Source organism: Bradyrhizobium cajani, from assembly GCF_009759665.1.
In the GTDB taxonomy this organism is placed as follows: Bacteria; Pseudomonadota; Alphaproteobacteria; order Rhizobiales; family Xanthobacteraceae; genus Bradyrhizobium; species Bradyrhizobium cajani.
This window is the reverse complement of record NZ_WQNE01000001.1, coordinates 262,443-275,341: the sequence shown is the minus strand read 5'-3', so window position 1 is coordinate 275,341 and position 12,899 is coordinate 262,443. Positions and strand designations below refer to the sequence as shown.

At 63.4% G+C, this 12,899-nt stretch carries 14 protein-coding genes; 12 read left to right on the top strand and 2 right to left on the bottom strand.

Translation table 11 applies throughout. From position 1 onward, the window contains the following. Window positions 1-182 precede the first annotated feature (182 nt). From GPL20_RS01275 to GPL20_RS01260, 6 genes are all read left to right on the top strand, one after another. Entirely contained in the window at window positions 183-1,541 is a 1,359-nt protein-coding gene (locus GPL20_RS01275) for a histidine kinase (protein ID WP_157326982.1), read from the top strand. Window positions 1,542-1,670: 129 nt separating this feature from the next. Then, window positions 1,671-4,157, top strand: coding sequence for a TonB-dependent receptor (locus tag GPL20_RS01270; RefSeq protein ID WP_157326981.1), 2,487 nt, complete (start codon window positions 1,671-1,673; stop codon window positions 4,155-4,157). 163 nt (window positions 4,158-4,320) lie between these two features. Then, window positions 4,321-4,617 (top strand): hypothetical protein, encoded by a 297-nt coding sequence (locus tag GPL20_RS38630; protein ID WP_167532841.1) that lies wholly within the window; start codon window positions 4,321-4,323, stop codon window positions 4,615-4,617. Continuing rightward, window positions 4,614-4,847 (top strand): hypothetical protein, encoded by a 234-nt coding sequence (locus GPL20_RS38625; protein ID WP_167532840.1) that lies wholly within the window; start codon window positions 4,614-4,616, stop codon window positions 4,845-4,847. Before GPL20_RS38630 ends, GPL20_RS38625 begins: the two co-directional genes overlap by 4 nt. A 212-nt stretch (window positions 4,848-5,059) precedes the next feature. After that, window positions 5,060-5,227: a hypothetical protein gene (locus tag GPL20_RS38620; RefSeq protein WP_167532839.1), complete on the top strand. Its 168-nt coding sequence runs from the start codon at window positions 5,060-5,062 to the stop codon at window positions 5,225-5,227. A gap of 62 nt (window positions 5,228-5,289) precedes the next feature. Beyond that, window positions 5,290-5,697: a hypothetical protein gene (locus tag GPL20_RS01260; RefSeq protein ID WP_157326980.1), complete on the top strand. Its 408-nt coding sequence runs from the start codon at window positions 5,290-5,292 to the stop codon at window positions 5,695-5,697. 163 nt (window positions 5,698-5,860) lie between these two features. Here GPL20_RS01260 and GPL20_RS01255 read toward each other — a convergent pair whose 3' ends face one another. Further along, window positions 5,861-6,229, bottom strand: coding sequence for an antibiotic biosynthesis monooxygenase family protein (locus GPL20_RS01255; protein ID WP_157326979.1), 369 nt, complete (start codon window positions 6,227-6,229; stop codon window positions 5,861-5,863). A gap of 96 nt (window positions 6,230-6,325) precedes the next feature. Between GPL20_RS01255 and GPL20_RS01250 the strand changes: the two genes are divergently transcribed. Both GPL20_RS01250 and GPL20_RS01245 read left to right on the top strand, forming a co-directional pair. Then, on the top strand, window positions 6,326-6,796 hold the full coding sequence (locus tag GPL20_RS01250) for a MarR family winged helix-turn-helix transcriptional regulator (RefSeq protein WP_157326978.1): 471 nt from the start codon (window positions 6,326-6,328) through the stop codon (window positions 6,794-6,796). Continuing rightward, window positions 6,783-7,316: a cytochrome b gene (locus GPL20_RS01245; RefSeq protein ID WP_157326977.1), complete on the top strand. Its 534-nt coding sequence runs from the start codon at window positions 6,783-6,785 to the stop codon at window positions 7,314-7,316. The genes GPL20_RS01250 and GPL20_RS01245 overlap by 14 nt, the downstream gene beginning before the upstream one ends. Before the next feature lie 108 nt (window positions 7,317-7,424). Here the strand turns inward: GPL20_RS01245 and GPL20_RS01240 are convergent, their stop codons facing one another. Then, complete coding sequence (locus GPL20_RS01240) at window positions 7,425-8,165, bottom strand: GntR family transcriptional regulator (RefSeq protein WP_157326976.1); 741 nt, start codon at window positions 8,163-8,165, stop codon at window positions 7,425-7,427. Between the two features lie 135 nt (window positions 8,166-8,300). On the opposite strand from GPL20_RS01240, the gene GPL20_RS01235 reads away from it, so the two are divergent. From GPL20_RS01235 to GPL20_RS01220, 4 genes are all read left to right on the top strand, one after another. Next, a complete protein-coding gene (locus tag GPL20_RS01235; RefSeq protein WP_157326975.1) occupies window positions 8,301-9,215 on the top strand; it encodes a VOC family protein in 915 nt (304 codons plus the stop codon). Continuing rightward, on the top strand, window positions 9,212-10,834 hold the full coding sequence (locus GPL20_RS01230; RefSeq protein WP_157326974.1) for a bifunctional 3-(3-hydroxy-phenyl)propionate/3-hydroxycinnamic acid hydroxylase: 1,623 nt from the start codon (window positions 9,212-9,214) through the stop codon (window positions 10,832-10,834). The genes GPL20_RS01235 and GPL20_RS01230 overlap by 4 nt, the downstream gene beginning before the upstream one ends. Continuing rightward, a complete protein-coding gene (locus GPL20_RS01225; RefSeq protein ID WP_254125005.1) occupies window positions 10,831-11,676 on the top strand; it encodes a fumarylacetoacetate hydrolase family protein in 846 nt (281 codons plus the stop codon). Before GPL20_RS01230 ends, GPL20_RS01225 begins: the two co-directional genes overlap by 4 nt. 77 nt (window positions 11,677-11,753) lie before the next feature. Further along, window positions 11,754-12,731, top strand: coding sequence for a Bug family tripartite tricarboxylate transporter substrate binding protein (locus GPL20_RS01220; RefSeq protein WP_157326973.1), 978 nt, complete (start codon window positions 11,754-11,756; stop codon window positions 12,729-12,731). Window positions 12,732-12,899 lie beyond the last annotated feature (168 nt).

Here is a 12,899-nt window from a genome sequence, read left to right as displayed (position 1 = left end):
TGTTAGACCTTGCCTGTTTTGCGCCGCATGATGCCGGACAAAGGAGACGCGCGCGTCTCATGTCGCCTCATGCAACCCGGTCGGGATTGCTGTACGCTTCCGATTAGATATCCGCCGCTTCGCCCCTGTCAACGTCATCGGACAGGCGCGGGCAAAACCTTCGCGGGGCACGAGCAATACCAATGTGGCAAAATCTATCCTTGCGCGCGCGCATCAACCTGCTGCTGGCGCTTCTGCTGGCACTGGGGCTCGCGGTCAATATCGGCCGGCAGGTCGCGGAGGCCGCGCCGCGCGTGCAGGCCGAGGACCAGAGCGTGATCCGGCTCGCACGCGAGTTCATCGAGATGATCGTGGCGGATCTGAACGAGGCGCCCGACCCGGATGCGAGGTTGAACCAGATCGCGCGCGATCTCAGCCGTCTGCGCCATGTCAGCATCACGCTTCGGGACGCCGGCGGTCATCCGCTCACGCCGCCCCGGCCCGATTCCGACGACGACACGCGCGGACCGCCGGCCTGGTTCGTCAGCCTGGTTCATCCCGAGCAGACCGCGGTGAGCGTGCCCCTGTCGATCCATGGCAAGCCAGGCTCGCTCCTGATCACCTCGCATCCCGACGACGAGATCGCCGAGATCTGGGACGGCATCGTGACCCAGCTCGAGGTCGGCTCGGTGATCGCGCTCGTGCTGTTCCTGCTGATGATGAACGTGGTCGGCCGGGCGCTGGCGCCGCTTCAGTCCCTGGCGGACATGATGGCCGAGCTCGAAGGCGGGCGATATCAGGCGCGGGTTGCACCGGGCGGCGCGCCTGAACTTGCCGCGATCTGCACCAAGCTCAACCATCTTGCGGCGACGCTTGGCGAGGCCGTCGAGGACAAGCGGCGCCTTGCCGAGCGCGCGGTGTCGCTCCAGGACATCGAGCGCAAGGAGATCGCGCGCGAGCTCCACGACGAGTTCGGGCCGTATCTGTTCTCGCTGCGCGCGCATGCCAGCGCGCTGGCGAAGCAGGCGGATGGGCGCGACCCGAGCGCGGACGCCGTGCGAAAGCACGGCAGCGCCATGCTGGAGCAGATCAACGCGCTCCAGCAGTTCAATCGCCGGGTGCTGGAGCGGCTCCGGCCCGTCGGTCTCGCCGAGCTCGGCCTGCGCCAGGCGCTCGAATCGCTGTCGCGGCTGTGGCGGGAGTCGCATCCCGATGTTGCGATCGAGACCCTGATCTCGCCGGCGCTCGGCGTCACCGGGGAGACCGCCGATCTCACCATCTACCGCATCGTGCAGGAGGCCCTCACCAACGTGTTCCGTCACGCCGGCGCGACCTCGGTCAATGTCGTCATCGAGCCGGCGGGGCAGCAGGGACGCGACGGCCGCTTCTGCGCCCGGGTGCGGGTCAGCGACAATGGCCGCGGCATGGAGCCGGGCCAGAAGCTCGGCTTCGGCCTCGTCGGCATGCGCGAGCGGATTCTGGCACTGGGCGGCACGCTCAACGTCGTCTCCGGCGACGGCGGTTTGACCGTCGAGGCGCTGGTCCCGACGGCGGCGGCCTGAGATGATCGGGAAAAATTCCCGATTTGATCGGGAAAACGGGAGCGGATATTGCCCGATCTTTTGTGGCTGGCGGGATTGCGACCGCTGATTACACTCATCCCGACGAAACGGCGAAAATCAAAACAGCCGATGGTCACGGATGGGAAGGCTGGGATGGGCAAGCGTGGTTTGTTGATTGCCTCGGTGTCGACGGGGCTGGTGTCTGGAATTGTCTTCGCGAGCCCTGCCGTGGCCGCGCAGGACGAGGAGACCAACGTCCAGAACCTGCCGCCGGTCGAGGTGACAGCGCCGCCGCCCTCCGCGGCAAGGCGCACGGCGTCTTCGCGGCCGGTCGAGCGTGCGGGGGCATCTTCGTCCCGCCCCAAGACACGCATCTACGTCTACCCGACCTCGCCGGGCACCGGCAGAGGTCTCGATGTCGACAAGGTTCCGTCAGCGGTCAATGCCGTCGATGCCAGCCAGATCAAGCGCACCGGCTCGCTGAACGTCACCGACGCGCTGCGCGATAACATCGCCGGGGTCAATATCACCGAGGTCACGGGCAATCCGTTTCAGCCGGATGTCGAATTCCGCGGCTTTGTCGCTTCGCCCGTGACGGGCACGCCGCAGGGCCTTGCGGTGTACCAGAACGGCGTCCGCATCAACGAAGCCTTCTCCGACGCCGTCAACTGGGACCTGATCCCGACCGCCGCGATCCGCTCAGTGACGCTGGTGACCAACAATCCCGCCTTCGGCCTCAATGCGCTCGGCGGCGCGATCAATCTGCAAATGAAGGACGGCTTCACCTATCAGGGTGCGGAGCTCGATCTCATGGGCGGCTCGTTCGGCCGCATCCAGGGTTCGGCGCAATGGGGCAAGCAGGTCGACAAGAACTACGCCGTCTATGCCGCGCTCGAAGGCCTGCACGACAACGGCTTCCGCAATTTCTCGCAATCGGACGTGCGGCGCTTCTACGGCGATGTCGGCTACAAGGCCGGCGACAGCGAATTCCACGCCAACATGGGCGTCGCCAAGAACGATTTCGGTGCCAGCGCCACCGTTCCCGCCGAGTTGCTCGATAAATACTGGGGCGCGACCTACACGACACCGCAGACCACCTCGAATCGGGTCGGCTATCTCAACCTGACCGGCAAGGTCGACGCGACGCCGACCTGGACGCTCGAAGGCACCGCCCATGTCCGCAGGTACGAGCAGAAGATCGTCGACGGCAATCCGACCGACGCGCAGGAATGCACCGATCCGGGGCTCGCTGGTCTTCTCTGCTTTGGCGACGGCGCCACGCCTGCGAACGGTGTGAACGGCCTGCCCCTTGCCAATCCTTTCGCGTCGGGCACGATCCTCGGCGAGATCGATCGGGGCTCGATCCGTTCGACCACTTTCGGCGTATCGGGGCAGGCCACCAATACCGATCAATTGTTCGGACACGACAACCGCTTCGTGATGGGCGCGACCTATGATGCCAGTGTCACGCGCTACAACGCCACCGCCGAGATCGGCACGATGGGCGAAAACTACGTCGTCAGCGGCAGCGGCCTCTTCCTCGGCGCGACGCCCACGACAGATCCTGTTGCCGGTCCCGTCTCGCTGCGGACCGTCAACCAGTATAACGGCCTTTACGCCATGGACACGTTCAACGTCACGGACGCCTTCGCCGTCACCGGCGGCGGACGCTTCAACGTGGCGCGCATCACACTGGAAGATCAGCTGGGGACCGCGCTCAACGGCGATCACACCTTCACCCGATTCAATCCGGTCATCGGCGGCACCTACAAGATCACGCCGGAGCTGACCGCCTATGCCGGCTATTCCGAGGCCAACCGGGTGCCGACGCCGCTCGAGCTCGGCTGCTCCGATCCGGCCCGTCCCTGTCTCATCGCTGCGTTTCTCGTCTCCGATCCGCCGCTCAAGCAGGTCGTATCCAAGACGGTGGAGGCTGGCTTCCGCGGCACCAAGGAGCTGAACATCGGCACGCTCGGCTGGAAGATTGGCGGCTTCCGCGCCACCAATTATGACGACATCGCAGCCGTTCCTGCGGTCGGACGCACCGGCTTCGGTTATTTCACCAACGTCGGCAGAACGCGGCGTCAGGGGTTCGAGGCCGAGGTCAACATCAAGTCCCCCACGCTCCAGTTCCAGGCAAGCTATGCCTTCGTCGACGCTCGCTATCTCGACGCTTTCGAACTCGGCTCCGAAAGCCCGTTCAGGGATCCCGTCACCGAGACCATCCAGGTCCTGCCCGGCAACCAGATTCCCGCGATTCCGCGCCACCGCATCAAAGTGGGCGTCGACTACAACGTGACCGACGTCTGGAAAGTCGGCGGCAACGCGTTGTTCGTCTCCAGCCAGTATTTCGTTGGCGACGAGTCGAACCAGTTCGCGAGACTGCCGTCCTACACGGTCTTCAATCTCCATACGTCCTATCAGGTGACGAAGAACTTCCAGCTCTACGGCCGCGTCGACAACATCTTCGACAAGCGCTACGCGACCTACGGACAGTTCTTCGACCGCGAAGCGTTGCCCAACTTCACCAATGGTGGCGCAGAATTCACCGATCCGCGCTCGCTCAGCCCGGCAAGGCCGCGCGCGTTCTATGCGGGGATGCGGATGACGTTCTGATCTTCGCCTAAAGCGCGAGGTCCGGCGTGGAGTAGCGAGATGGGCTGGGCTCTTCGCCGGCGCAGCCTATGGCGTGTCGCTGCGGCGTCGCTCTACTTCAGGCCGATTGACTAAATGTTCATGTTTTGTTCTTATGCTGGTCGTCCAGCCAAGGGAGCGAGCCATGGACAACCGCATCAGTGAAATCCGCAGAATTATCAGAGCATTGCGTGTCAGCATGCGCGAGGCTGAGGCCGTCATGCATGAGCAAATCAACCGGGACGAAGACTGCGCCTTCGTCGCCGAGGAAGTCATGAAAATGCGCATGGTGATGAGCGGGCTCGTTCAGGAGCGGGCCGCTCTCGGCGACACCGACCCGATCGTCGTCGCCAGCCTCTTCGTTCCCCGCCGAAAGCCGACGCCTCCGCGCCGTGTCGAGGGGCGGCGTCTCGTCCCGCTGCGAGAGGTGGCGCAGGTATGAAGGGACAGAGGCCGGCCTATTTCTCCGACATGCAGGAGCCGCCCGAATTCCTGAAGGCTCTCGATCATGTGCGGCGCCTGTCTTGCCGCGAGGGGTGGTGCCGCATGCACGTAGAGGCGATCCAGGTCGCGATCGATCAATATGCGGAAGCGGCGCTCGGCAATCGGGAGTTCTTCCTGAACAAGCCGCACAGCATCGGTGAAAGTCACCGCAGCGGCGACGTGCCGTGACATCGGCTATGACCGGGCAGCCTTCTTCGCCAATGGTGGCGCGCTCGCTGAGGCCGGAAGCCGAGAGCGACCTCGGCTGTTCGTCCGGAGCGTGCCGGCGCAGCCGGGCGCCGCGCCGTTTTTTTACCGATCGGAAACCATCGCGAATGATCCGAAAATTTTAACGAAACGACTTGGCTTCCTCCGCGTCGGTTTGTCGGAGGGCCCGTCCGATGACAGAGCAACAGTTGCGAGAGCAGGAATTCCAGATCGCGCGTTACAGGCGTTTGGAGCGGGAAGTGACCGACCCGCTCGCCGTGTGTCTGCTTCACAGCATTATCGAGGAACTTGAAGCCGAGCTGCGGAGGGACAGACCGGATTGGCACGGGCTGCGCGATTAACCGTTTCTTAGCGCTAATCATGCGGATTATTCGCGAGGGAATACCAGGGGGAGACTGCTCCCATGCTGAAGGACGGCACCTACGCGGCGTGGTACAAGACGCCGCTCGATCAGGGTACCGGGATCGTCCATGTCGCAGACGGACAAATCTGGGGCTGCGACAGCCTGATGACTTATCACGGCTCCTGCAAGGTCGATGGAGATCGCTTCACCGCCACCGTGTCGACGAAGCGTCATACCGACGGACGTGCAACGGTCTTCGGCGTCGATGATGAGCTGACGCTCGACATCGAGGGAAACTGTCCCGGCAAGGTCGCGACCTACACGGCGAGGGCAGCCCAGGTGCCGGGAATGATCCTCCAGGGAACGCTCATTCTGACGGAACAACAGCCGCCGGCACCTGAACCAACCGGGCAGGCACCGGCGTTCAATCCCGACAAGCTGCCAAAGCTGCCAAAGCGCTTGCGCTGAGTGCAGGAGCGGCGGCGTCGTGCTTCGGTTTGTCTGGCACGTTCGTCGCGCAAGGCACAGAGCACCCGTGCTCCGCGCACGGCCAGCGCGATCATTTCTCGCGTGATCTCGGCCGCACGCATTTCGCCACTCCATGTGCGTGCCGTCTTGTCCCCAACTGCGCTCAGGCCACGCAGATGCCGGGTACGCCGACTTTCTGGAAGAGATGCGGGGAAGCCTTGGCCGACGTCGGATAGGCCGAGATCTTTGCCCTGAACTCCGGATGCGTGAACGCGGCGCGGAAAGTGGCGGTCGATTCCCAGACGGCGTAGTTCAGATATGTCGGGCTTTCGCCGATCGCGCGATGAAGCTGGGTCGAGATGAAGCCGGGCTGCCGCTTCATGAATTCCGCATCGTCCTGCCAGGTGCGGAGGAACGTCTGCTCGTCGGCCTTGTCGAGCGTGAAGACGTTCACGAGCACGACGGGGGATGCATCGACGGCGAGCTGACGATCGATCGGGAAAGCAGGGTCCATGGGCTGCAAGTGCGCCATTTTGAGCTCCGTTCAAATTGGTGATATGATGTCATTACGACATCATCGATACTATATTCTTGACATCATGATGTCAATAATGAATTATGGTGACATATGAAGGATACCGAGCGAACACCGGTCGGAACCGCCTTGAGTGCTCTCATTCTCGACCTCTTCAGCCTCAACAACCGCCTGCTCGCGGCGGGCGACAGGCTGGTCGCCAAGCTCGGCCTGACCAGCGCTCGCTGGCAGGTGCTCGGCACCATCGCCGCGGCGGCAAGGCCGCAACCGGTCGCATGGCTGGCGCGCGACATGGGAGCGAACCGGCAGAACGTGCAGCGAATCGTCAACGATCTGGAAATGGAAGGTCTGGTCGCCTTCGAGCCAAACCCGCATCACCGGCGGGCTCAACTCGTCGTTCTGACCAGCAAGGGGAAGCAGACGTTCGAGGCCGCCATGCGCCTGCAGGCGCCCTGGATCAACGAGCTCTCGGAAGGGCTGCGGGTCAAGGACATCGAAACCACGCGAAGCGTCTTGTCGGCGCTGCGCGGCAAGCTGCAAGGACCAGGAGATGCTGAAGAGTAGGCCCAATCGCTACGGTGCGGTCGCAGTCTCGATACACTGGTTGAGCGCGCTCCTCATCGTCGCTTTGCTCGGCTCCGGATTCCGGGCCGCGACTGCCGTGGAAGCAGCCGTAAAAGCGGGAATCCTTCGCTTCCACATTCCGATCGCGATCATTGTCGTGCTTCTCACCTTTGTGCGCATCGTGTGGTGGTGGTGGTTCGATCGAAGGCCGCTACCCGTTCAGGGGTCTGCGGACTGGCAGGAACGCATCGCAGGCTGGGTGCACGTGGCGTTTTACGTGGTCATATTCGGCATGGTCGCAAGCGGCATCGGGATGATGATCCTCAGCGGTGCAGGTCCCGCAGTGTTTGGCGCAACTGGAGCGGCATTGCCGAACTTCACGGATTACCCGCCGCGCGCGCCGCATGGCCTCGGCGCCTTTATCCTCGTCGCGCTGCTGGTGTTGCATGCGGGAGCCGCTCTCTATCACCAGTTCGTCCGCGGCGATGGGCTGCTTCGGCGGATGTGGTATGGCGGTTAGCCCGCAACTAGAGCATGATCCGGAAAAGTGTGAAGCGGTTTTCCGAAAAGATCATGCTCAAAAAACAACCTAAAGCGCGATGACGATTCATCCCAATCTCATCGCGCTTTAGGCCTCACGCGTTCTGCGCGGGGATGCGGGTGACGGTTTGATTGCCAGCACTCCGTCGAGGTCGGAATAGATGACGTCGGCCGTGCGCTGATAGTGCTGCTGAAGCAGACGCACGGCCTGCTCGCTGTCCCTGGCGAGAACCGCCTGGAGGATGTCGCTGTGCTCGGCGCCGACCTTGCGCGCCGGATAGGCCTTCGCGATCGACATCATGCGATAACGATAGAGCCGGTCGGCGAGTTGCTCGCAGAAGCCGAGCAGCGGACGTGAACCGCAAAGATCGATCAGCGTCGCGTGGAACGCGCGATGCACCTTCTCCCAATCCGGATTGTCTTCGAATGTATCGGGCTTGAGCGAACGCGGCGTGCGATCGAGCCGGTGATGCGCAACCAGCAGCGCCTCTTCCCAGGCCTGAGTCGCATTCTGCATGGACTCGCGAAGCGCCAGACCTTCGACCCAGCATCTCGTCTTGGTCAGCTCCTGGAGCTCCTCCTTGCTGACCTCCTTTACGTAGAAGCCGCGCTGCTCCATGCCGACGACGAACTCTTCGGCAGTCAGACGGTTGAGCGCCTCGCGCAGCGGGGTCTGCCCGACATTGTAGTGCTCCATCAGGAAGCGCGATTGCAGCTTGCGTCCGGGTTCGAGCCGCGTGGTCAGGATGTCGGTCTTGAGGCGCGCATAGATCGTGGTCGCCAGCGTCGCCGGCTGGTCCAACTTCTGGCTTGGCAGGTCAGGGCTCATGGGCATTCCCATCGGAATCTCGGCGCTTGTGTACACTAACAGAGTTTCCGGTCACAATTTATAGATTTATGCTTTACTGATGGTTTTATACATATTAAGGGATTGGCGTTCGCTTGCCCCTGACAAGGAAGCCCCATGTCCGACTTTCCGGTGAAGGCCCTTCGCAGCGTCGAGATCACGACGCCGCACCTCGCCGGTTCGGTCGAGTTCTACACCAAGGTCTGGGGCCTCGACGTCGCGGCGGAAGCCGACGGCACGGTGTACCTCGCCGCAACGGGCAGCGACTTCCATGTTCTCGAGCTCACGCCGGGCGAGGCGACGTCGCTCCGCAAGATCAGCTTCCGCGCCCGCTCACAGGAGGATTTGCACCACCTGTTCGCGCGTGCGCGGCAATCCGGCTGCGAGGTAATCGGTTCGCCCGCACCATCGCCTGCGCCGTCGCGAGGCGAAGGTTTTGTGGTTCGCGAACCGCAAGGGTGCACCATCGAGTTCGTCCATGGCGATCATACCAAGCCGCCGCGCGTGATCGCGGATCGCCCCGAGCGGTTGGCGCATGTCAACATCAACAGCGCCGATATCGAAAAGCTGTCGGCCTTCTACCAGGGCGAGTTGGGATTTCGGCTGTCGGATCGCTCGAAGCTGATGGCATTCCTGTGCTGCAACAGTGATCACCATGCGATCGTGCTTGCGGAGGCACCTCGCAACGGCCTCAATCACGTTGCTTTCCTCATGCCCGATCTGGAGTCCGTCATGCGCGGCTCAGGTCGCATGGTGGACCACGGCTACCCGATCGGCTGGGGCGTTGGCCGCCATGGACCGGGCGACAACGTGTTTGCCTATTTCGTCGATCCGACCGGTGCCGTCATCGAATACACCGCCGAAGTCTTGCAGATCGACGACAGCTACGTCGCGAAGGGGCCGGGCGATTGGGTCTGGCCGCCGGGACGGACGGATCAGTGGGGCATCGCCCCGCCCAAGTCCGACGCCTGCAAGACAGCGCAACTCGCCGTTCCCTTCGCAGCCTCCCTCGTTACGACGGCTCGCGCATGACGGATACGGCCGGCGCCACCGACTATGACGTGCTCGTCGTCGGCTTCGGGCCGACCGGCGCCGTTGCCGCAGGCCAGCTCGGCCGTCTCGGTCATCGGACGCTGGTCATCGACCGGCTCGCCGCCGTGTACGACAAGCCGCGCGCGATTGCGCTGGATCACGAGATCTTTCGCCATTTCGACAATATGGGCCTCGCCGAGGCGGTCTCGCCCTACATCGAGCCTTTCACCGCATCGGAGCATTTTGGCGTCGACGGCCGATTGATCCGACGCATCGACATGGTCGCAAAGCCCTATCCGCTCGGCTACACCCCGAGCATGGTGTTCAATCAGCCCGCGGTCGAGGCGGAGCTGCGCCGTCACGCAACCAGCTTTTCGAATGTGAGGGCCGAACTGGGCGTCGAACTGCTCGATCTCGTTCAAACGTCCGATCGCGTCGGGGCACGTCTGAAGGACCGCGATGGACGGCACCGCTTCGTGACTGCGCGCTACGTGCTCGGCTGCGATGGCGCCTCGAGCACAGTGCGGCAGATCGCAGGCCTTGGCCTCGAGGATCTCATCTTCGATGAACCCTGGCTGGTGGTCGACATGCGCGTGAACGAGAACGCGCTTGCCCGCCTGCCGCAATGCTCCGCGCAATTCTGCAATCCGGCGCGTCCCGTGAGCTTCCTCATTGGCCCGAAGAATCACCGCCGCTGGGAGATCATGCTGCTGCCGGGCGAAGACGCGCGGCAGATGGAGCGGCCCGACAACGTCTGGAAGCTGCTCTCGCCCTGGATCAAACCGCATGACGGGGAATTGTGGCGGGCAGCCTCCTATCGATTCCACGCCCTCGTTGCAGCCGACTGGCGCAGCGGCAGGATCCTGGTCGCCGGCGACGCCGCGCATCAGCAACCTCCCTTCATTGGCCAGGGCATGTGCCAGGGCCTGCGTGACGCCACGAACCTCGTCTGGAAGCTGGATCGGGTGCTCAAGGGCGCGTCCCCCGACAGCCTGCTCGACAGCTACACGGTTGAACGCAAGCAGCACGTCATCGAGCTGACCGGCAAGATCAAGGCGATCGGCCAATCGATCTGCGAGCGCGATCCGGCGGCGGCCCGGCAACGCGATGCGCAAGTCCTGGCGGACGGCGGTGGCAAGCCGCTGCTCATGACACGGCAGGAAATCATTCCGCCCCTGCGCGCAGGATGTCTGGCACATCACGAGACGCCGGCGCGAGGAAGCCTGTTTCCACAGCCGCGCATCGCGAGAGGCAGTACGGCTCGCTTGCTGGACGAAGTGATCGAACCGGGCTGGCGACTGTTCATCGATGGCCGCAGCAATGATGCCGCCCCCATGCTCTCGCTCTGCGCCACACGCCCGGACATATCTGCGGCGGCAGTCGCACCCGTCGGCGCCGGTGCGCCTGACGCGCTCGAAGAGACCGAGGGCGTATTGGCGAACTGGTTCGATCGTCACGGTGTCGTCGCAGCGATCGTCCGCCCCGACCATTACGTCTTCGGCACGGTGCGCAATGTCACCGAGCTCGACGGTCTCCTGCGCGAGATCGACGTGCGTCTTCGTGACGCTCCAGCCGAGCGAGACAAGAATTCCGATCTGAGAATGGAGAACACGCCGTGAAACTGGCTACTGTAAGGATCGACGGGCGCACAACCTGGGGCATTGTCGAAGGCGAGACTTTCTTGGATGTCGGCGCCGTGCTTGGGGGGCGCTATGCCGACCTCAAGGCGGCAATCGGCTCCGGGTTATCGGGGGTCGCGGATGCAAGAGCCACGGCCGCTGCCGTTCCGACCTCGAGAGTCGTTTGGCTCCCGGTCATCCCGAACCCCGACAAGATCCTGTGCGTGGGCCTGAATTACGAGACTCATCGCAAGGAGACCGGCCGAGCCGAGGTCGCTCACCCCACCATCTTCTCGCGCTATGCCAACAGCCAGACCGGACATTTGCGTCCGATCGTGCGGCCACGCGTCTCGACCGACCTCGATTTCGAAGGCGAGCTCGCAGTCATCATCGGCAAGGCGGGACGCTACATCTCCCGCGCGGACGCCATGGACCATGTTGCGGGTTATTCCTGCTACAATGACGGCAGCATCCGCGACTTCCAGCGTCACACGCATCAGTTCACGCCGGGCAAGAACTTCCCGGACACCGGCGCATTCGGGCCCTGGATGATGACGCCGGACGAGCTCGGTCCGCTGGGCGAGCTCAAGCTGGAGACCCGCCTCAACGGGCAAGTCATGCAGGAAGCGCGGATCAAGCAGATGATCTTCGATATCCCGCGCCAGATCGAATACTGCTCCACGTTTACGCGGCTCGAGCCCGGCGACGTCATTGTGAGCGGAACGCCGGGGGGCGTCGGCGCGCGGCGGGAGCCGCCACTCTGGATGAAGCCCGGCGATGTCGTCGAGATCGAGGTCGAACGCCTCGGCGTGCTGCGGAATGTCGTCGAAGACGAAACCTGATCGAACGACTGCAGCCGGCGACGGCGTGCGAACGACTGATAAAAGCCCGCAAAGCGGGATCTCCAGGGAGGAACACCATGTCCGGACTATCTCGTCGTCTGCTGCTCGCCGGCGCTGCGCTTTGTCTCTCTTTTCCAGCATCCGCGCAGTCGTGGCCGCAGCGGCCCGTGACGATTGTCGTACCACAGCCGGCGGGCAACAGCCCGGACGTGATGTGTCGCCTCATCACCGAGAAGCTCTCCCGGACCCTCGGGCAGCAGTTCATCGTCGAGAATCGTCCGGGTGCCGCAAACCTCGTCGGCACGCAATCGGTCGCCCGTGCGGCTCCGGACGGCTACACGTTCTTGTTTGCCACGTCGGCTGCGATCGTCACCAATCCCTACACGTTCAAGAAGCTCCCCTACGATCCCGTAAAGGACTTCGTGCCGGTCGCGATGGCGGCCAGAAGTAACCACGTCCTTCTCGTCAATCCGGAAGTGAAGGCCGACTCGCTGCCGGAATTGATCAAGCTCGAAAGGTCGGCGCCTGGTTCATTGAGCCTTGCCGTCGACGGCGCGCGCAACCTCTCGGGTCTGATCGCTCAAGCCATCAACAAGAACGCCGGGACCGGCTTTGTCCTCATCCCCTACAACACGACCACCAATGCGGTTCAGGACGCCGTTACGGGACGTATCCAGGTGACGATCCAATCGGCATCCATAGCCGAGGCCTTCATCAAGGCAGGTACGCTTCGACCGGTAGCCGTTGCCGGAGCCAAACGGATCGACTCGCTGCCGGACGTTCCCGCGATCGCGGAAACGCTGCAAAGCGTCGATCTCCAGGGCTGGTTCATGTTCATGGCGCCGGTTGGCACGCCCGCCAATATCGTTGAAAAACTGAGCGCCGCGATTGCACGCGCCCTGGAATCGGCTGACGTGCGCGAGCGAGCTCCCACCCTCGGCTTCGATGTCCGTATTGGCGATGCGGTGACGCCCGCGGGCGCAAAGCGCTTCCTCGAAGACCAACTCGTCGCTTCCGGCAAGATCATTCAGGGGCTCGGCATCGAACCGGAATAGCGACCTGCGAAGCGGGGCGCAAATCCCGGCACCATCGCTTCCCAAAGCCGCCGCTACCCGCCATTGTGCCCGCCGCTACGGCATCACCGAGCCCGGCAAGGCCGCGCGCGTTCCATGCGGGGAAGCGGGTGACGTCAAGGTAGATGCGAAGGACTGGGTCCTCTACGG